Source organism: Streptomyces liangshanensis (assembly GCF_011694815.1).
GTDB lineage: Bacteria > Actinomycetota > Actinomycetes > Streptomycetales > Streptomycetaceae > Streptomyces > Streptomyces liangshanensis.
Map to the genome: position 1 here is coordinate 6,464,074 of NZ_CP050177.1, position 17,246 is coordinate 6,481,319.

At 74.2% G+C, this 17,246-nt stretch carries 13 protein-coding genes; 5 read left to right on the forward strand and 8 right to left on the reverse strand.

From position 1 onward, the window contains the following. Positions 1-2: 2 nt before the first annotated feature. The 4 genes from atzF to HA039_RS28025 are packed head-to-tail and all read right to left on the reverse strand — an operon-like array spanning position 3 to position 6,746. A complete protein-coding gene (gene atzF / locus HA039_RS28010; RefSeq protein WP_167034127.1) occupies positions 3-1,679 on the reverse strand; it encodes an allophanate hydrolase in 1,677 nt (558 codons plus the stop codon). Further along, entirely contained in the window at positions 1,679-5,272 is a 3,594-nt protein-coding gene (gene uca / locus HA039_RS28015; RefSeq protein ID WP_167034128.1) for an urea carboxylase, read from the reverse strand. Before uca ends, atzF begins: the two co-directional genes overlap by 1 nt. After that, positions 5,269-5,901, reverse strand: a complete 633-nt coding sequence (locus HA039_RS28020) for an urea amidolyase associated protein UAAP2 (protein ID WP_167034129.1) — start codon at positions 5,899-5,901, stop codon at positions 5,269-5,271. Before HA039_RS28020 ends, uca begins: the two co-directional genes overlap by 4 nt. Then, the gene (locus HA039_RS28025) at positions 5,898-6,746 is read right to left on the reverse strand and encodes an urea amidolyase associated protein UAAP1 (protein WP_167034130.1); all 849 of its coding nucleotides are present in this window, start codon (positions 6,744-6,746) and stop codon (positions 5,898-5,900) included. The genes HA039_RS28020 and HA039_RS28025 overlap by 4 nt, the downstream gene beginning before the upstream one ends. Before the next feature lie 171 nt (positions 6,747-6,917). On the opposite strand from HA039_RS28025, the gene HA039_RS28030 reads away from it, so the two are divergent. Continuing rightward, positions 6,918-7,556: a TetR/AcrR family transcriptional regulator gene (locus HA039_RS28030; protein ID WP_167034131.1), complete on the forward strand. Its 639-nt coding sequence runs from the start codon at positions 6,918-6,920 to the stop codon at positions 7,554-7,556. A 65-nt stretch (positions 7,557-7,621) separates the two neighbouring features. Here the strand turns inward: HA039_RS28030 and HA039_RS28035 are convergent, their stop codons facing one another. The 4 genes from HA039_RS28035 to HA039_RS28050 all read right to left on the reverse strand — a co-directional run bounded on the left by HA039_RS28035 (position 7,622) and on the right by HA039_RS28050 (position 12,718). After that, on the reverse strand, positions 7,622-8,620 hold the full coding sequence (locus HA039_RS28035) for an ADP-ribosylglycohydrolase family protein (RefSeq protein WP_167034132.1): 999 nt from the start codon (positions 8,618-8,620) through the stop codon (positions 7,622-7,624). Beyond that, positions 8,617-10,176, reverse strand: coding sequence for an amino acid permease (locus tag HA039_RS28040; RefSeq protein ID WP_167034133.1), 1,560 nt, complete (start codon positions 10,174-10,176; stop codon positions 8,617-8,619). Before HA039_RS28040 ends, HA039_RS28035 begins: the two co-directional genes overlap by 4 nt. 123 nt (positions 10,177-10,299) lie before the next feature. Next, positions 10,300-10,953, reverse strand: coding sequence for a fasciclin domain-containing protein (locus HA039_RS28045; RefSeq protein WP_167034134.1), 654 nt, complete (start codon positions 10,951-10,953; stop codon positions 10,300-10,302). Positions 10,954-11,038: 85 nt separating this feature from the next. Further along, positions 11,039-12,718 (reverse strand): molybdopterin-dependent oxidoreductase, encoded by a 1,680-nt coding sequence (locus HA039_RS28050; protein ID WP_167037729.1) that lies wholly within the window; start codon positions 12,716-12,718, stop codon positions 11,039-11,041. Between the two features lie 259 nt (positions 12,719-12,977). On the opposite strand from HA039_RS28050, the gene HA039_RS28055 reads away from it, so the two are divergent. From HA039_RS28055 to HA039_RS28070, 4 genes are read left to right on the forward strand one after another with little or no spacing between them, the layout of a single operon-like run. Continuing rightward, positions 12,978-14,255, forward strand: a complete 1,278-nt coding sequence (locus HA039_RS28055; RefSeq protein ID WP_167034135.1) for an NAD(P)/FAD-dependent oxidoreductase — start codon at positions 12,978-12,980, stop codon at positions 14,253-14,255. After that, positions 14,252-15,001, forward strand: a complete 750-nt coding sequence (locus HA039_RS28060) for a DUF1365 domain-containing protein (RefSeq protein WP_167034136.1) — start codon at positions 14,252-14,254, stop codon at positions 14,999-15,001. Before HA039_RS28055 ends, HA039_RS28060 begins: the two co-directional genes overlap by 4 nt. Then, a complete protein-coding gene (locus HA039_RS28065) occupies positions 14,998-16,374 on the forward strand; it encodes a class I SAM-dependent methyltransferase (RefSeq protein ID WP_425086389.1) in 1,377 nt (458 codons plus the stop codon). Before HA039_RS28060 ends, HA039_RS28065 begins: the two co-directional genes overlap by 4 nt. Then, positions 16,371-17,189 carry a DUF1295 domain-containing protein gene (locus HA039_RS28070; protein ID WP_167034137.1) on the forward strand — a complete coding sequence of 273 codons (819 nt, stop codon included), beginning with the start codon at positions 16,371-16,373 and terminating at the stop codon, positions 17,187-17,189. The genes HA039_RS28065 and HA039_RS28070 overlap by 4 nt, the downstream gene beginning before the upstream one ends. Positions 17,190-17,246 lie beyond the last annotated feature (57 nt).

Below are 17,246 nucleotides of genomic sequence, written 5' to 3' on the forward strand. Positions count from 1 at the left end.
TGTCAGCGGGCGAGGTAGGCGCGCCAGCCTCCGTAGCGGGTGATGTCCTCGGTGCGGTCGAGCGCGGAGGGTTCGCACAGGAAGCCGGGGACGCTGGTGCCGTCGGCCAGTTCGACGCTGCCGAGGGTCATCGGGCGCGGGAGCGCGGCCGTCAGGGCGCCGAGGCCTTCGGGCGGCAGCTGCCAGATCTCGACCTCGACGGGGTGGCCTTCCGCGGTGCCGGTCCCTGGGCCGGTCCGGGCGCCGGTGCGGACCAGGCCCGGTTTGGGCGGGTCGGTGCGCAGGGCGTGCAGCCGGTAGGCCGGCGCGGTGGTGGTTGTACGGACCAGGTGGGCGCCCAGCGCGAGGAGGTGGGGGTTGAGCGGTTGGCCCGTCAGGTGGGCTCCGGCCACCGCCACCTGGGCGGGCGGGGTGAGCAGCGCCGCGACGGTGGCCAGGGTGTCGTCCGTGCCCGCCGGGCCCACGAGCATCACCCCGAACGGGCGGCCGCCCGCCTCGTCGGCCGGGACCGCGACGGCGGCCAGGTCGAAGAGGTTGGTGGAGTTGGTGAACCGGCCGAGGCGGGCGTTGGCGCCCAGCGGGTCGGCGGCGACCTCGGCGAGCGTGGGATGGCCGGGTGCGGTGGGCAGCAGGAGCGCGTCCGCGTCCCCGAGAGCGGTCAGCGCGGTGGCCCGCAGGGCGGCGAGGGCGGCCTGGTCCGCGTACAGCCGGTGCGCGGGGATGTCACGGGCGCGGCGGACGATCGCGGCGACGGTCGGATCGAGGTCGGCGGAGCCCTGGTCGACGAAGGCGCCCACGGCGGTGTACCGCTCGGCGACGAAGGCCCCTTCGTAGAGCATCGCGGCGGCCTCGGTGAAGGCGGTCAGGTCGACGGTGGTCAACCGGGCGCCGGCGGCGGCGAGCCGGGCGGCGGCCGCCTCGTACGCCGGCGCCCATCCGTCGTCCAGCTCGCCGAGCTGTGCGAGCGGCGGTACGGCGATCCGCCAGGGTCCCGGGGTACGGGGCGGGGTCGCGCGGGCGCCGTCCGGTTCGGACATCAGGGCGAGGGCGAGGCGCGCCTCGGGGAGCGTACGGGCGAACACGCCGACGCAGTCGAGGCTGGCGCAGGCCGGGACCACCCCCTCGGTGGAGACCAGGCCCCGGGTGGGCTTGAGGCCGACGATGCCGTTGAACGCGGCGGGGACCCGGCCGGATCCCGCGGTGTCCGTGCCGAGCGCGAGGTCGACGAGGCCGAGGGCGACGGCGACGGCGGAACCCGAGCTGGAGCCGCCGGAGATCCGCAGCGGGTCGCGGGCGTTGCGGACCGCGCCGTACGGGGAGCGGGTCCCGACCAGGCCGGTGGCGAACTGGTCCAGGTTGGTGGTGCCGACGACCAGCGCGCCCGCGTCCTTCAGGCGGGTCACGACCGGGGCGTCGCGGTCGGGGAGGTACGCGTAGGAGGGGCAGCCCGCGGTGGTGGGGAGGCCGGCGACGTCGATGTTGCCCTTGACGGCGAGGAGCCGGCCCGCCAGCGGGAGGTGGGCGCCCGCGCCGCGCCGGGCGTCGAGGGCGCGGGCCTCGGCCTCCACGTCGGCCCGCGGCCGCAGCGAGATCCAGATCTCGGGGCGGTCGACGTCGGCGATCCGGGCGTAGGCGGCGCGGACCCGGTCGAGCGCGGAGGGCGCCGGGGGCGGGGTCATCACGAGCTCCTCGGGTCGGGGTGGGGCGGCGACAGCACCAGCAGCGGCGTACCCGCCTCCACCTGGGCTCCCGGGGCGGTCAGGATGTGGGTGACCACGCCGTCCGCGGGGGCGTTCACCCGTGACTCCATCTTCATCGCCTCCAGCGCCAGCAGCGGCTGGCCCGTCCTGACCCGGTCGCCGAGGGAGACGTTCACCTGCCAGACGGACGCGGCGAACTCGGCTTCCAGCAGGCGGGATCCCGGAGGGACGGCGACGTCCGCACGGGGCGGCGGGGGCGCGGCGGCGGACTCCGCGCGGGCGAACTCGCCCGAGGCCTCCCAGGCGTCGCGCTCCGCGCGGAACGCGGTCGCCTGGCGGGCCCGGAAGGCCGCGATCGCGTCGGCGTTCTCCGCCAGGAAGCGGGTGTGGTCGGCGAGGGCGAACGTGCCCTCCTCGATGCGGGGGACGAACCGGCCCGCCACCATGTCGGCGCGCAGCGCGAGCAGTTCGTCCGCCCCGACCGGGTACCACGTGATCCGGTCGAAGAACCGCAGCAGCCACGGCTTGCCCTCCTCGAACGCGCCGCGCTGCTGCCGGCCCGACCACACCTGGGTCGTACGGCCCACGAACTGGTAGCCGCCCGGGCCCTCCATGCCGTAGACGCACAGGTAGGCGCCGCCGATGCCCACCGAGTTCTCCGCCGTCCAGGTGCGGGCCGGGTTGTACTTGGTGGTGACCAGCCGGTGGCGCGGGTCGAGCGGGGTGGCCACCGGGGCGCCCAGGTACACGTCGCCCAGCCCGAGGACGAGGTACTCGGCGCCGAACACCGTGCGGTACACGTCGTCGGGCGAGTCGAGGCCGTTGATCCGGCGGATGAACTCGATGTTCCACGGGCACCAGGGCGCGTCGTCCCGTACCCCCGCCATGTAGCGCTCGACGGCCTCGCGGGTCGCCGGGTCGTCCCAGGACAGCGGGAGGTGGACGGTGCGCGAGGGGACCACCAGCTCGTGGGTGGGCGGGAGTTCGGCCTCGATCCGGGTGAGGACGGGCAGGAGGGCCTCCTGGGACAGGACGTCCGGGTCCAGTTGGATCTGGAGCGAGCGGATGCCGGGCGTGAGGTCCGTGACGCCGGGCAGGGCCTCCGCGCGGACCGCCTCGGCCAGCGCGTGCACCCGCATCCGCAGGGCGAGGTCGAGTCGCATCTCGCCGTACTCGACCAGGACGTTGTCGTCGCCGCTGCGGCGGTACGTCACCGAGGGGCCGCGCCCGAGGATCCCGCCGTCGGTGACGGCGGGGCGGTCGGCGGCCGGAGTGGTCGCGGGCGCGCGGCGCAGGGCCGCCGCCGCGCGGGCGGTCACGGGCACGAAGCGGACGGTGTCGCCGGGGCGGACCTGGCCGAGCTTCCAGCGCTGGCCGGTGACGACGGTCGCCGGGCAGACGAAGCCGCCGAGCGAGGGGCCGTCGGGGCCGAGGAGCACCGGCATGTCCCCGGTGTAGTCGACCGCGCCCACGGAGTAGGGGGTGTCGTGGATGTTGGAGGGGTGAAGTCCCGCCTCCCCGCCGTCCGTTCGCGCCCAGCGGGGCTTGGGTCCGACCAACCGGACGCCGGTGCGGGCGGAGTTGAAGTGGACCTTCCACTCGGCGTCGTAGAACGTCCGCATGTCGTCCTCGGTGAAGAACTCCGGGGCCGCGTGCGGGCCTTCGACCACCCCGATCCGCCAGACGGCCGGGATGGCGGGGCGTTCGGCGAGGGGGACGGGGGCGCCCGGCGGGGTGTCCGCCGCGTGGGCGGCGGGGTGCAGGACGTCGCCCGTGCGCAGGGCCCGCCCGCCGTGGCCGCCGAGCCCGCCCAGCGTGAAGGTGGCGGCGCTGCCCAGGTAGGGCGGGACGTCCAGGCCGCCGCCCGCGACCAGGACGTACGTCCGCAGGCCGCGTTCCGGGGGAGGGCCGACGGCCAGCGAACCGCCGGCGGGGACCGTGAACGGCTCCCAGAGCGGGGCGGGTTCGCCGTCGACGGTGACCGGGGCGGGCGCGCCCGTCACGCACACGGTGGTGGCGTGGGTGAAGCGCAGGGTCGGGCCCTGGAGGGTGCACTCCAGGCCCGGGGCGCCCTCCTCGTTGCCGAGGGCGCGGTTGCCCAGCCGGAACGACAGGCTGTCCATCGGCCCCGAGGGCGGCACGCCGACCTGCCAGTAGCCGGTGCGGCCCGGCCAGTCCTGCACGGTGGTCAGGGTCCCGCCGGAGGTCACCTCGACGCGCGGGGTGGGGTCGGTGAGCGTGGCGAGGGTCGCGGTGGAGTGGGTGGCGGCGCGCACGGACGGGTCGGCCAGGGCCGCCCGTACCAGCCCGAGGTTGGTCTCGATGCCGTCGACGCGGGTCGCGGCCAGGGCCCGGTCCAGGGCGGCGAGCGCCTCGGTACGGTCGGCGCCGTGCGCGACGATCTTGGCGAGCAGCGGGTCGTACGCCGTGGTCACCTCCGTGCCCGTCTCCACCCAGGTATCGACGCGGACGTCCGGCGGGAAGGACACGCGGGTGAGCAGCCCGGCGCCCGGGCGGTGGTCGCGGGAGGGGTCCTCGGCGTAGACGCGGGCCTCGACGGCGTGGCCGCGCGGCGCGTCCGGCTCCCGTACGACCGACGTCTCGCCCTGGGCGAGGCGCAGCATCCACTCGACGAGGTCGACACCGTGGACGGCCTCGGTGACGGGGTGTTCGACCTGGAGGCGGGTGTTGACCTCCAGGAAGTACGCCTCGGCGCGGGCGGCGTCGTACACGAACTCGACCGTTCCCGCCGAGCGGTAGCCGACCGATGCGCACAACGCCTTCGCGGAGTCGGTCAGTTGGGCGCGGACGGCGGCGGGGAGGTCCGGGGCGGGGGCCTCTTCGAGGACTTTCTGGTTGCGGCGCTGGAGGGAGCAGTCCCGGTCGCCGAGGCCCACGACCCGGCCGAGGCCGTCGCCGAACACCTGCACCTCGACGTGGCGGGCGTCCTCCACCAGCCGCTCCAGGAAGAGCCCGGCGGAGGAGAAGGACGCCGACGCGACCCGCCGTACCCCTTCCCAGGCGTCGGCGAGGGCGGCCGGATCGCGCACGGCGCGCATCCCGATCCCGCCGCCCCCGCCGGTGGCCTTGAGCATCACCGGATAGCCGGTCGACCCGGCGGCCGCCAGCGCCGACGCGAGGTCCGGCAGCAGGTCCGTGCCGGGGGCGAGCGGCACCCCCGCCGCGCGGGCGGCGGCGCGGGCCGTGTGCTTGGCGCCGAACAGCTCCAGTTGCTCCGGGGTCGGTCCGACGAAGACGATCCCGGCGTCCTCGCAGCGCCGGGCGAATCCGGCGTCCTCGGAGAGGAACCCGTAGCCGGGGTGGATCGCGCCCGCCCCGGTGTCCTTCGCGGCCCGCAGGATCGACTCCCCGTCGAGATAGGACTCCTTGGGCGCGGCGGGACCGATCCGTACCGCCCGGTCCGCGAGCCGGACGTGCGGGGCCGACCGGTCGGGGTCGGAGAAGACGGCGACGGTACGCAGGCCGAGGCGGCGGGCGGTACGGATGATCCGTACGGCGATCTCGCCCCGGTTGGCGACGAGGAGGGTGTCGAAGACGGGCGTGGGGGTCATGAGCCGCTCCCCGTGATCGTCATCTCCACCGGTGTCGGGTCGAAGCCGTTGCACGGGTTGTTGATCTGGGGGCAGTTGGAGACGAGGACCAGGACGTCGGTCTCCGCGCGCAGGGTGACGCGCAGGCCCGGCGCCGACAGCCCGTCCACGATGCCGAGCGTGCCGTCCTCCTCCACCGGCACGTTCATGTACCAGTTGATGTTGGAGACCAGGTCGCGCTTGCCGAGGCCGTGACGGGCCCCCTCGGAGAGGAAGTTGTCCACGCACGCGTGCTGCGACCAGGTGTGGTGGCCGTAGCGCAGGGTGTTGGACTCCTTCGAGCAGGCGCCGCCGAGGGTGTCGTGGCGGCCGCAGGTGTCCTCGGTGACCGTCATCAGCGGGGTGTGTTCGTTGGACAGCAGCACACTGCCCGTGGTCAGGAAGATGGTGCCCTGCGCCTGGAGGGTGTCCGGGGCGCTGTAGCGGACGGCCGTGTCGTGGGCGTCGTACACCAGGAAGTCCACCGCCTGGTTGCCGCCGAGGTCGGTGAGGGTGAGGTGCTCGCCCCGGCGGACGACGGCGGACCAGGCGGCGCGGGCGGGAACCACGACGGAGCCCCGCGTGGTCGCGGGTACGGTCACCGCGTTCATCGGATCCCCCTGGAGGCCAGTGCTTCTTCGGTGTTGAGGAACGCGCGGCGCGCCTCGGGGGTCGCCTCCCGGACCGGGTCGCCCGGAGGCGTCGGCCCCGCGGCCCAGGCCAGCACCTCCAGCGGGGTGCTCGTGTACGCGGGGCGCGGGTCCAGCGGGTGCGGCACGTTGGCGATCAGTACGGTCAGGTCCTGCTCGGCGCGCAGGGTCACCGACCCGCCGGGCCCGTACGAACCGGTGAAGGCGAGCGCGCCGTCCTCCCGTACCTCCACGCCCTGGAAGAAGGAGACCGACGGCGGCAGGTCGCGCGGTTCCAGACCGTGCTTGAGGGCCGCCAGCTTGAGCAGTTCGCGGCCGGCGGGGGTGGCGGAGTGCGGGGCGCCGTCCCCGTACCGCTCGGTGTTCCGCCGCAGGGTCGAGGTGCCGCACAGGGCGTCGTGCCGGCCGCCGGTGGTGTCGGTGACGAGCGAGGCGAGGACCCGGCCCTGGTCGGAGAGGAGCAGCCGGCCGGCGCCCAGGTAGGCGTTCCACTGGACCTTGACCGTGTCCGCCGTGTTCAGCCGCTCCCAGGGGCGGCCGTCCACGTGCAGCAGGAGGTGCGCGCAGGCGTCGCCGCGCAGGTCCGTCAGCCGGATCTCGGTGCCGCGCGCCACCGCCCGGTGGGTGTAGCCGCCGCCGGCGACCGTCTCGGCCCACACCAGGTGGCCCGCCTCGCAGGGCGGCGCGGGCCAGTCGGTGGCGGGCACCACCGGCATGGCCTCGGCCCTGGCCCCCGCCTGGGCCCGGGCGTGGTCCCTGGCCCCGTACGTCGTCGATGTGGCCGCTGCCGCCGCTGCTCTCGCCATGGGCTTCGCCTCCGGTTCCGGTCGCCCGACACGGTTTCTGTCGTCCGACAGAAATTAGAGGGGCGGGTCGATTCGGGGCGATTGCCCGTTCGTTGCGCGGGAGTTACGGGGCGCTCACCGCGAGCGGGCGGTCAAGATCCGCGGAAACACCCGTGTGCGACGATCGGTGCCATGGGCACGACGGGACGACGGGTCGGACGGCCACGCGCCGCGCAGCGGCCGGACAGCGGGCTGGCGGTGCGGGACGAACTGCTCGGGGCGGCGGCCGAGTTGTTCACGACACTCGGGTACGCGGCGACCACGACCCGGGCGGTCGCCGAGCGGGCGGGTCTGCGGCAGGCCACGATGTACCACTACTTCGGCGGCAAGGAGGACCTCCTCGCCGACCTGCTCGAATCGACCGTGACACCGTCGCTGGCGCTCGCCCGGGGGCTGCTCGCCGACGAGGAGCGGTCGCCCGAGACCAGGCTGTGGCACCTGTGCCGCTCGGACGTGGAGCTGCTGTGCGGGGGGCCGCACAACCTGGGCGGGCTGTACCTGCTGCCGGAGGTCAGGGCGGAGCGGTTCGCCGGGTTCCACCGGGTGCGGGCCGACCTCAAGGACGCGTACGGGCGGCTGCTCGCCGCGACCGGGCCCGGATCGCTGCTGGACAAGGGGGAGTTGGCGGTCCGTACGGATCTGGTGTTCGGGCTGATCGAGGGCGTGATCCTGGTCCACCGCTCCGATCCCGACCGCCCGGTGGAGGCGTTCGCGGCGGCGACGGCGGACGCGGCGCTGCGGATCGTGGGGGTGACGGAGGCGGGGGCGTGAGGGGGCTACGGGGCGGGCGCCCGGCTCACGGGTGAGGCGTCCTGCTCACGGGGCGGGCCTCCCGCTCACGGGTGGGTCGGCGCCGGGCCCCGTACCAGCGCCTCCGCCAGTGCCACCAGGTCCGCCGCGTCCAGCACCCGGCCGCCGGACCCCGGCAGGGGGACGTGCAGCGGCCCGGTCCAGCGCGCCGGGATCGCCGGCAGGCCGTACACCGCGCCCGCCAGGGTCCCGGTCACCGCCGCCACCGTGTCGGTGTCCCCGCCCAGGTCGATCGCGGCGGCCACGGCGCTCTCGTACGTGCCGGTCGTGCGCAGCGCCCAGAGCGCCGAGCCGAGGCACGGCCAGACGGCGCCGTTGAACTCCGTGGCCAGGTCCGGGTGCCAGTCGGGAGCCAGCACGGTCGCCCAGCGCGGGCGGTGTCCTTCGGCGACCCGGGCCAGCGTGCCCGGTACGGCGGCCACCGGGTCCCCGCCGTCGAGCGCGACCCGTACCAGCTCGTGGAGGACGGCCGTACCCTCCCAGGCGGCCCCGTCGCCGTGGGTGAGGGCGGCGAGGCGCCGCGCGGCGGCCATGGTGGCCTCCCGGCCGGCCTCCGCGAAGTACACGGCGGAGGTGGCGGCCCGCATCAGCGAACCGTTCCCGGCCGCCAGGCCCGTCATCTGGAAGTGCAGGGACGCGGCGAGGTCCCACGAGTCGCCGGACGTCAGCACGATCTCGGTCTGGAGGCCGATGTCCTTGGGGTCCGCGGCGGCCCAGCGCCGGAACCTGCCGAAGACGTCGGCCGGTTCGAGGCCGCCGCGCTCCAGCAGCGACTCACCGACGAGCACCGCCATCTGCGTGTCGTCGGTGGCCTCGCCCGGGTCCCACCCGCCCCCGCCGCACATCTCGCCCACCCCGTCCGGGAACCGGGCGGAGAAGGCGCCGGCGGGGCCGAACTCGAAGGGCGCTCCGAGCGCGTCCCCGACGGCGGATCCGACAACGGCCCCCGCCGCGCGGTCCGTTCGCGTGAGGTGGTCCGTGCGCCGGGGGCGGGTGGGCGGTGTCGCCGGGTCCTGCGGGGTCATCGGGTCAGCGTAGAGCCCCGGCGTGCCCGTACCACCAGCCAGAGCGCCCCCGCGCCGACCGTGACGGCCAGGAACAGGACCGTGAACCACTGGAAGTACCAGTGGCCGCCCGCCGGGTCGTACACGGGGCCGCGCGGCCAGGCCAGGTTGACCGTCATCACCGCGCCGTACAGCACCGCCAGCACGTTCACCGGCAGGCCCCAACGGCCCAGGGAGAACAGGGGTTCGCCCGCCTCGTCGAGGGCGGGGCCGGGCGTCCGGTACGTGCCGCGCAGGCGGCGCAGCAGCATGGGGCCCGTGACCATCACGTACGCGAGGTAGAGCATCGCGATGCACGTGGTGCCGATGGCGAGGAACGCGTCCGGGGACGCCAGGTTGAGCAGGCAGAGCGCCGCCGCCGCCCCGCCCACCACCAGGGCGGGCCCGGTCGGCATGCCCGTGCGGGGCGAGACCTTCGCGAGCGGGCCCGAGGCGGGCAGGACGCCGTCGCGGGCCATCGAGAACAGCATGCGCGAGCCGGAGGTCTGGATCGCGAGCGTCGCGACGGCGATGGCGACCACCACGTCCACGAGCAGCGCCCGCCCGACACCGTCGCCGAGAGTGCTGGTCAGGACGTACGAGAGGCCCTCCGTGCCGAGCCGGCCGTCGGTCAGGCTGGGGGCGGCCAGCACCCCGCCGAGCAGCAGCAGTCCGCCGAGGACCCCCGCCGAGGCCAGGGCCAGCAGGATCGTGCGCGGGGCGGTACGGCGCGGGGCGCGCGTCTCCTCGCTCAGCTCGCCCGCGCTGTCGAAGCCGATCAGGACGTACGCCGCCGTGAACGACCCCACCAGCAGGGCGCCGATCGCGCCGCCCTGCCCGCCGGTGTGCAGGGTGACGCCGGGGCCGCGGTCCGCGTGGGTGAACAGGAGCACGACGATCAGTACGGCCCCGATGATCTCGGCCGTCACCCCGATCCGGTTGACGGCCGACATGACGCGGTTGTCCAGGAGGTTCACCGCGGTGGTCAGGACGAGCAGGACCACGGCCAGCAGGGCCGCGTTGGCCGCGCCGCTCGCCGAAGCCGGTGACGGATCGCCGCCGACGAGCTGGAAGCCCGACCAGATCGCGGGCAGTACCACCTGGAGCGCGAGCGCCGCGGCGGCCACGACGACCATCTGGCCGATGACCATGATCCAGCCCGCGAACCAGCCGAACACCGGCGTGCTCAGCCGGGTCGACCACTGGTAGACGGCCCCCGACAGCGGGTAGCGCGCGGCGAGTTCGGCGAAACAGGCGGCCACGAGCAGCTGGCCGGCGAGCACCACCGGCCAGGTCCAGAAGAAGGCCGCCCCGCCGAACGAGAAGCCGAACGCGAAGAACTGGAACACGGTGGTGAGGACGGAGATGAACGAGAATCCGGCGGCGAACGAGGCGTACCGCCCCATGCTGCGGCGCAGCTCCTGCCGATAGCCGAAACCGGCCAGCTCGATCGAGTCGAGCCGGCCGGTCCCGGCCGGGTCAGCCGGTGTGTCCTGCTGTGCGTCCTGCTGTACGTCCGTGGATGCGGTGGCGGTCATGGCAGCCCCTGTCACTGATTCCTGTCGATTGACAGAAATTAGGGAGGGCCTGTTTCACCGGCGTCACGTGCCCGTGTCCGCCCGGGGCACATCTCCTCACCGCTCCTCGCGTACGGCCGCGGGTCACATCTTGGGCATCAGCACCGTGTCGATGATGTAGACCGTGGCGTTCGCGGTGGGCACGTTGCCGCAGACCACGTTCGCCGAGTCGTTGACCTTGTACGACTCGCCGGAGCCCGACGTCGCGAGGGTCGACTTCTCCAGCGTCGGGTACGTGCCGCTCGCCAGCTTCGCGGGCGCCAGCTTCTCGCCCACGACGTGGTAGGTGAGGATCTTGGTCAGCGTGGCCTTGTCGGCGAGCACCTTGTCCAGGTCGGCCTTGGGGATCTTGGCGAAGGCCTCGTTGGTCGGGGCGAACACCGTGATGTTCTGCGCGCTGTTGAGCGTGTCGACCAGACCGGCCTTCTTCACCGCGGTGACCAGGGTGGACAGGTCGGGGTTGTTGGACGCGGCGGTCGCGACCGGGGCCGTCGACATGCCGTCGAAGCTGCCGGCGCCGGTCGCGGGGACCGACGCGCAGGCGGGGCCGAACGGCTTGTCCATCGTGCTCGCCGCGTCGTCCGGCGTGCTCTGCGACTCCTTGGGCGCGGCGGCGGCCGTGTCCTTCGGCTTGGCGCTGTCGCTGCTGTCGTCGCTGGAACAGGCGCTCAGGGCGAGGGGCAGGACAACAACGCCGACGGCGGCGAGGGCGGCACGCTGGATACGGGTGGCAGTCATGAGGTGTCTCCTTGGTGAGGTGCTGAACTGATGTATCGGGGATGGATCGAGTGACAAAAGGGTCTGAGGGGGGTGGGGGGACGGGTCAGGTCACGGCGACCACCACCGAGTGCCAGCCGGTCGCGCCGTTCGGTACGGTCCCGACGCGGCGGTCCGTCTGGGTGGAGCCGTCCCGGTCCGTGGCGCGGACCTCGAGCGTGTGGCTGCCGGACGTGGCGGGCCACTCCCACATCCACTGCCGCCAGGTGTCCCGGCCCGTCTCCTCGGCCAGCCGGGCCGTCTGCCACGCGCCGCCGTCCACCCGGACCTCGACGCGGGCTATGCCCCGGTGCTGCGCCCACGCCACCCCGGCGACCGGTACCCGGCCGGCCTTGGGGCTCGCGAACGGCCTCGGGGTGTCGATCCGCGACTCGGTCTTGATGGGGGCCTCGCGCGACCAGGTCCGCTTCACCCAGTACGCGTCGTAGGAGTCGAACGTGGTCAGTTCGAGGTCCTGGATCCATTTGCAGGCCGAGACATAGCCGTACAGTCCCGGCACCAGCATCCGGACGGGGAAGCCGTGGGCGAACGGGAGCGGCTCGCCGTTCATGCCCAGCGCCAGCATCGCGTCGCGGCCGTCCATGACGGTCTCGACCGGTGAGCCGATGGTCATGCCGTCCACCGAGCGCGCCACGAGCTGGTCGGCGGGGCCGCCGCCGGACGGCGGCCTGACCCCGGCCTCCCGCAGGAGGTCCGCGAGCCGGACGCCGATCCAGCGGGCGTTGCCGACGTACGGGCCGCCGACCTCGTTGGACACGCAGGTCAGCGTGATGTCCCGCTCGATCAGCTCCCGGCGGAGCAGGTCGTCGAAGCTGACGGTCAGCGGGCGGGTCACGCCCTTGCCGTGGATCCGCAGGCGCCAGGCCGAGGCGTCGACGCGCGGGACGACGAGGGCGGTGTCCACCCGGTAGAAGTCCTTGCTGGGCGTGGTGAACGCGCTCAGGCCGGGGACTCCGAGGTCGGCGCCGGCCGGCACCGGACGGGCCGGTGACGCGGGCCGGGGGAGCACGATGTCCTCGCGGGTGGCGGCGGCCTTCGCCAGCTCGGAGCTGTTGAGCCGGCGGCCGACCCCGCCCGCGACGGCGGACGCCGCGACCGCCGCGCTCGCGGCGACGACGAAGTTGCGGCGGTCGAAGGAGCCCGGGACGGATCCGAGGACGCTGGGGACGGGCCCGAGGCCGCTGGAGGCGGGCCCGGAGGCGTCAGGGACGGGCCCCAAGGTGCTGGGGACGGACCCGGGCCCGCCGTCGGACCCGGGCCCCCCGGCCGGTTCGCCGTCACGCGGTGCCACCGGCGCCGTACGCGGAGCCAGCGTGCCGGCCAGCAGGTAAAGGACCCCCGCCGCCACGACCGCGCCCACCACCGAGGGCCAGGCGTCCGGCAGATGCCCGTCAGGACGCTCCACCGCCGCCCAGGCCCCGACCGCGCCGAACACCAGCACCACCGCCGAACCCGCCACCCGGCGGCGCGCCGCGAACACCCCGGCCGCCAGGGCGAAGAGCCCCAGGACGGCGAGGATGCCGAGCTGGAGCACGAGCTTGTCATTGGTCCCGAAGTTCCGTACCGCGAACTCCTTGAGCCACGGCGGCGTCCGGTCGATGAAGGCCCCGCCGACCGCCGTGACCGGGCTCGCCTCGGGGCGTACCGCCACCGACACCAGCTCCGCCACGCACAGGGCGGCGAGCCCCGCGACCAGCCCGCTCGACGCGGCCGCCGCGAACCGCAGCAGACGCGCCGGCCGGCCAGGACGACCGCCCTGACCGAAGAGGACTTTCCGATCTTTGCTCACGGCGGCTATTCGGTGCGGGAACCAAGGTGGATTGGTCCGTCACCCCAAAGAATTAAAAGTGGGGGTGGCGGCAAGAAAGATCCCGTCCCCCACCAATCCGCCGCTCCCCCCGCCTCGAATGCTCTGTGAGGGGATGTGTCCGAGCACCCCGGACGGGTGCCCCGGCACCCCGCACGACCCCGAGGCAAGGAGCGGCATGAGCGGTGACCAGCGCCGGCGTACGGCGGTGATCGGCGGCGGGATCGCGGGCCTGACGGCCGCGTACGTCCTGCGGCGCGCACACGACGTGGTGGTGTACGAGGCGGACGGCCGGCTCGGCGGGCACGCCCACACCCACGACGTCCCGTCCGCCGACGGGCGCGTGCACCACGTCGACTCCGGGTTCATCGTGCACAACGAGCGGACCTACCCCTACCTCCTGCGGCTCTTCGTCGAACTGGGCGTCGCCACGCAGGAGTCGGAGATGAGCATGTCCGTACGGTGCGACGGGTGCGGCCTCGAGTACGCCGGCGCCCGTGGCCCCGCCGGGGTGTTCGCCCAGCCGCGCAACGCCCTCAGCCCCCGCTACCTGCGGCTGCTCACCGAGGTCCCGGCCTTCCACCGCCGCGCCCGGCAGCTGCTGGCGGCGCCCGCCGGGAGCGAAGCCACCCCCACCCTCGGGGAGTTCCTCGCGGCGGGGCGCTTCTCGCCCTACTTCGTCTCGCACTTCATGACGCCGCTCGTCTCCTGCGTCTGGTCCTGCGACGCGGAGACGGCCATGCGCTACCCGGCCCGCTACCTGTTCCGCTTCCTCGCGCACCACGGCCTGCTGTCGGTCGGCGGCTCGCCGAAGTGGCGCACGGTGACGGGCGGTTCGGGCGCGTACGTGGACCGGCTCGCCAAGCAGCTCGGCTCGGTACGCACCACCAGCCCCGTACGGGCCGTGCGGCGCCTCGCCGACGGGGTCGAGATCACCGCCGAGGACGGTGACGTGCGGCGGTACGACTCCGTCGTCGTCGCCGTCCACCCCGACCAGGCCCTGCGGCTGCTCGCCGACGCCACCGACGACGAGCGCCGGGTCCTCGGCGCGTTCCGGTACTCCCGCAACCCCACCCAGCTGCACACCGACACCACCGTCCTGCCCCGCGCCCGCGGCGCCCGCGCCTCCTGGAACTACCTGATGCCGTCCTGCGACACCGACTCCGGGGCCGTACGGGTCAGTTACGACATGAGCCGCCTCCAGCGCCTCGACGCCCCCGAGACGTACGTCGTCACCCTCAACGGCGCCGAACACGTCGACCAGGAGCGGGTGATCGCCTCCATGGTGTACGAACACCCCGTCTACACAACGGAGTCGGTGACCGCGCAGGAGAGACTGCCCGCGCTGAGCGGCCCGGTCACCGCCTTCGCCGGCGCCTACCACGGCTGGGGCTTCCACGAGGACGGCTGCCGCTCCGGGGTCAGGGCCGCCGCCGCGCTCGGGGTGACCTGGTGAGCGCCGCCCCGGCGCCCGCCGCCGTACCCGCGCTGTACGCCTGCCGGATCGGCCACGTACGGACCGCGCCGCGCCGCTACGCGCTGAGCCACCGCACCTACATGTGGCTGATCGACCCGGACCACCCGCCGCGCCTGCCACGGGTGTTGCGCCCCCTCGCGCGCTTCGACAGCCGCGACCACTTCGGCGGAAGCAGTCCGACGATCCGGGCCGGCCTGGACACCTTCCTCGCCGCCGAGGGGATAGAACTGGCCGGCGGGCGCGTCACGATGCTCGCCCACGCCCGGGTCCTCGGCTACGTCTTCAACCCGCTGACCCTCTACTGGTGCCACGGCCCCGGCGGCGAACTGCGCTGTGTGGTGGCCGAGGTGCACAACACGTACGGCGAACGGCACTGCTACCTGCTGCGCCCGGGCGCCGACGACCGGGCCGAGGTCGTCAAGGAGCTGTACGTCTCGCCGTTCTTCCCCGTCGACGGCGGCTACTCCATGCGGCTGCCCGAGCCCGGCGAACACCTGAACCTGACGGTCCATCTGAACCGTTCCGGCGGGCGGCCGTTCACCGCCACCGTGCGGGGCGACCGCCGCCCCGCCACCGTCCCGGCCCTGCTGCGCCTCGCGGTGCGGCACCCGTGGTCCACCGCCGTCGTCTCCGCCGCGATCCGCTTCCACGGCATCCGGCTCTACCTGCGCGGGCTGCCCGTGCGTCCCCGTCCCCATCACCGTGCCCAGGAGGGCGTGAAGTGAGCCTGTCCTCAACGACCTCGTCGTCTTCGTCAGCGTCGTCCCCGTCTCCTACCCCGGCCGCCCCCTCGCCGGACCCGGCGCGCCTCCCCGTCGACGAGCGCCGCTGGCCCGACGTGGCCCGCACCCCCCGCGCCTCGCGGATCCGCACCGCCGTCGCCGAACGGATCGTCCGCCGCGCCCTCGCCCGGCTGCCCCTGCGCGTACGGCTCGGCGGCACCGAGACGCTCGGGCTCGGCGGCCCGCTGGTGGAGGTACGGGACCCCGCGGCGTTCTTCCGCCGGATCGGCGCCGACGGCCTCATCGGCTTCGGCGAGTCCTACATGGCCGGGGAGTGGGAGGCGCCGGACCTGGTCGGGGCGCTCACCGTCCTCGCCGAGCGCGCCGCGTACCTGATTCCCGCCCCGCTCCAACGCCTGCGGTCCGTATGGGCGTCGAAGCAGCCGGACGCCCAGCGCAACACCCCCGAGGGCTCGCGCGACAACATCAGCCGCCACTACGACCTGTCGAACGACCTGTTCGCGCTGTTCCTGGACGAGACCCTCTCGTACTCCTCCGGCCTCTTCCGCAGCTTCCCCGCGGACCGGTCCCTGCTGGCCGCCGCGCAGCGCCGCAAGATCGACCGACTGCTGGACCGGGCCGGGGTCGGCCTCGGCACGCAGCTGCTGGAGATCGGCACCGGCTGGGGCGAGCTGGCGATCCGGGCGGCCGGGCGCGGCGCGCGGGTGATCACCGTGACGCTGTCGGAGGAGCAGCGGGACCTGGCCCAGGAGCGGATCAGGGCGGCGGGGTACGAGGAGAACGTCACCGTCCTGCTCCGTGACTACCGGCGGGTGATGGGGACGTTCGACGCCGTGGTCAGCGTCGAGATGATCGAGGCGGTCGGCGCGGAGTTCTGGCCGGAGTACTTCCGCACGCTGGACCGCCTGTTGGCGCCCGGCGGGCGGGTCGCCCTCCAGGCGATCACCATGCCGCACGACCGCATGCTCGCCACCCGGGACACCTTCACCTGGATCCAGAAGTACATCTTCCCCGGCGGTTTCCTGCCGTCGGTCGAGGCGATCGAGGCGATCACCACCGAGCACACCGCGCTGCGCGTCACCGACCGCGACGGCTTCGGCCCGCACTACGAGCAGACGCTGCGGCTCTGGCGCGAACGCTTCACCGAGCGGGCGGGGGACGTCGAGGCGCTCGGCTTCGACGAGACCTTCCGGCGGATGTGGACGTTCTACCTGGCCTACTCCGAGGCGGGCTTCCGCTCCGGCTACCTCGACGTGCAGCAGATGGTCCTGACCAAGCCCGGAGTCCCGACCAAGCCCGGAGTCCCGACCGGGCCCGGAGTCCCGACCGGCCCCTGGGAGGGGGACACCCGATGAACGACGGTTATCCGTGGGCCCAGTTCGGCGAAGGCGTCGGGTACGCGGCGGCCGCCGCCCTCGGCGTCATGCTGATCACCTTCGCCGTCGCCGTGGTCAAGGGCCTGCACCGGATCGTCGACGTCGCGTGGGGTGTCGCCTTCGCCGCCGTCGCGGTCGTCTCGTACGCCGCCTCGGCGGGGGAGGGGGACGACGCGCGGCGGCTGGCCGTGACCGTGCTGACCGTGGTCTGGGGGCTGCGGCTGGCCGCCCACATCGCGGCGCGCGGCCGGGGCCACGGGGAGGACGAGCGCTACGCGAAGATGCTCGCCAAGGCGCCCGGCCACCGGAACCTGTACGCCCTGCGCATGGTCTATCTCCTCCAGGGTGCCCTGGTCGTCCTGGTCTCCCTGCCGGTGCAGGCCGCGCAGTACGTCCGCGGCCCGGTCGGCCCGGTCGCGTACGCGGGAGCGGTCCTCTGGCTGACCGGCCTGTTCTTCGAGGCGGTGGGGGACCACCAGCTGGCCCGCTTCAAGTCCGACCCCGCGCACCGGGGCCGGCTCATGGACCGGGGCCTGTGGAGCTGGACCCGCCACCCCAACTACTTCGGCGACTTCTGCGTCTGGTGGGGCCTGTTCCTCTTCGTCTGCGACAACCCGGCGGTGGCGGCGGCGACGGTGGCCGCCCCGCTGGTCATGAGCTACCTCCTGATCAACGGCAGCGGCAAACGCCTCCTGGAACGCCACATGGCCGACCGCCCCGGCTACGCCGAGTACCGCGCCAGGACAAGCGGCTTCTTCCCCCGACCTCCACGCAGGGACGCGGGGCGCGGCTGACGCGGGCCGCGGTTGACGCGGCACCACGCGGAAGCGCCCGGCAGGCCTCAAGGCCGG

Excerpts from the sequence above, each read along its gene's own strand:
- atzF (WP_167034127.1), bottom strand. The coding sequence starts at position 1,679 with ATGACCCCGCCCCCGGCGCCCTCCGCGCTCGACCGGGTCCGCGCCGCC.
- uca (WP_167034128.1), bottom strand. The coding sequence starts at position 5,272 with ATGACCCCCACGCCCGTCTTCGACACCCTCCTCGTCGCCAACCGGGGC.
- HA039_RS28020 (WP_167034129.1), bottom strand. The coding sequence starts at position 5,901 with ATGAACGCGGTGACCGTACCCGCGACCACGCGGGGCTCCGTCGTGGTT.
- HA039_RS28025 (WP_167034130.1), bottom strand. The coding sequence starts at position 6,746 with ATGGCGAGAGCAGCGGCGGCAGCGGCCACATCGACGACGTACGGGGCC.
- HA039_RS28030 (WP_167034131.1), top strand. The coding sequence starts at position 6,918 with ATGGGCACGACGGGACGACGGGTCGGACGGCCACGCGCCGCGCAGCGG.
- HA039_RS28035 (WP_167034132.1), bottom strand. The coding sequence starts at position 8,620 with ATGACCCCGCAGGACCCGGCGACACCGCCCACCCGCCCCCGGCGCACG.
- HA039_RS28040 (WP_167034133.1), bottom strand. The coding sequence starts at position 10,176 with ATGACCGCCACCGCATCCACGGACGTACAGCAGGACGCACAGCAGGAC.
- HA039_RS28045 (WP_167034134.1), bottom strand. The coding sequence starts at position 10,953 with ATGACTGCCACCCGTATCCAGCGTGCCGCCCTCGCCGCCGTCGGCGTT.
- HA039_RS28055 (WP_167034135.1), top strand. The coding sequence starts at position 12,978 with ATGAGCGGTGACCAGCGCCGGCGTACGGCGGTGATCGGCGGCGGGATC.
- HA039_RS28070 (WP_167034137.1), top strand. The coding sequence starts at position 16,371 with ATGAACGACGGTTATCCGTGGGCCCAGTTCGGCGAAGGCGTCGGGTAC.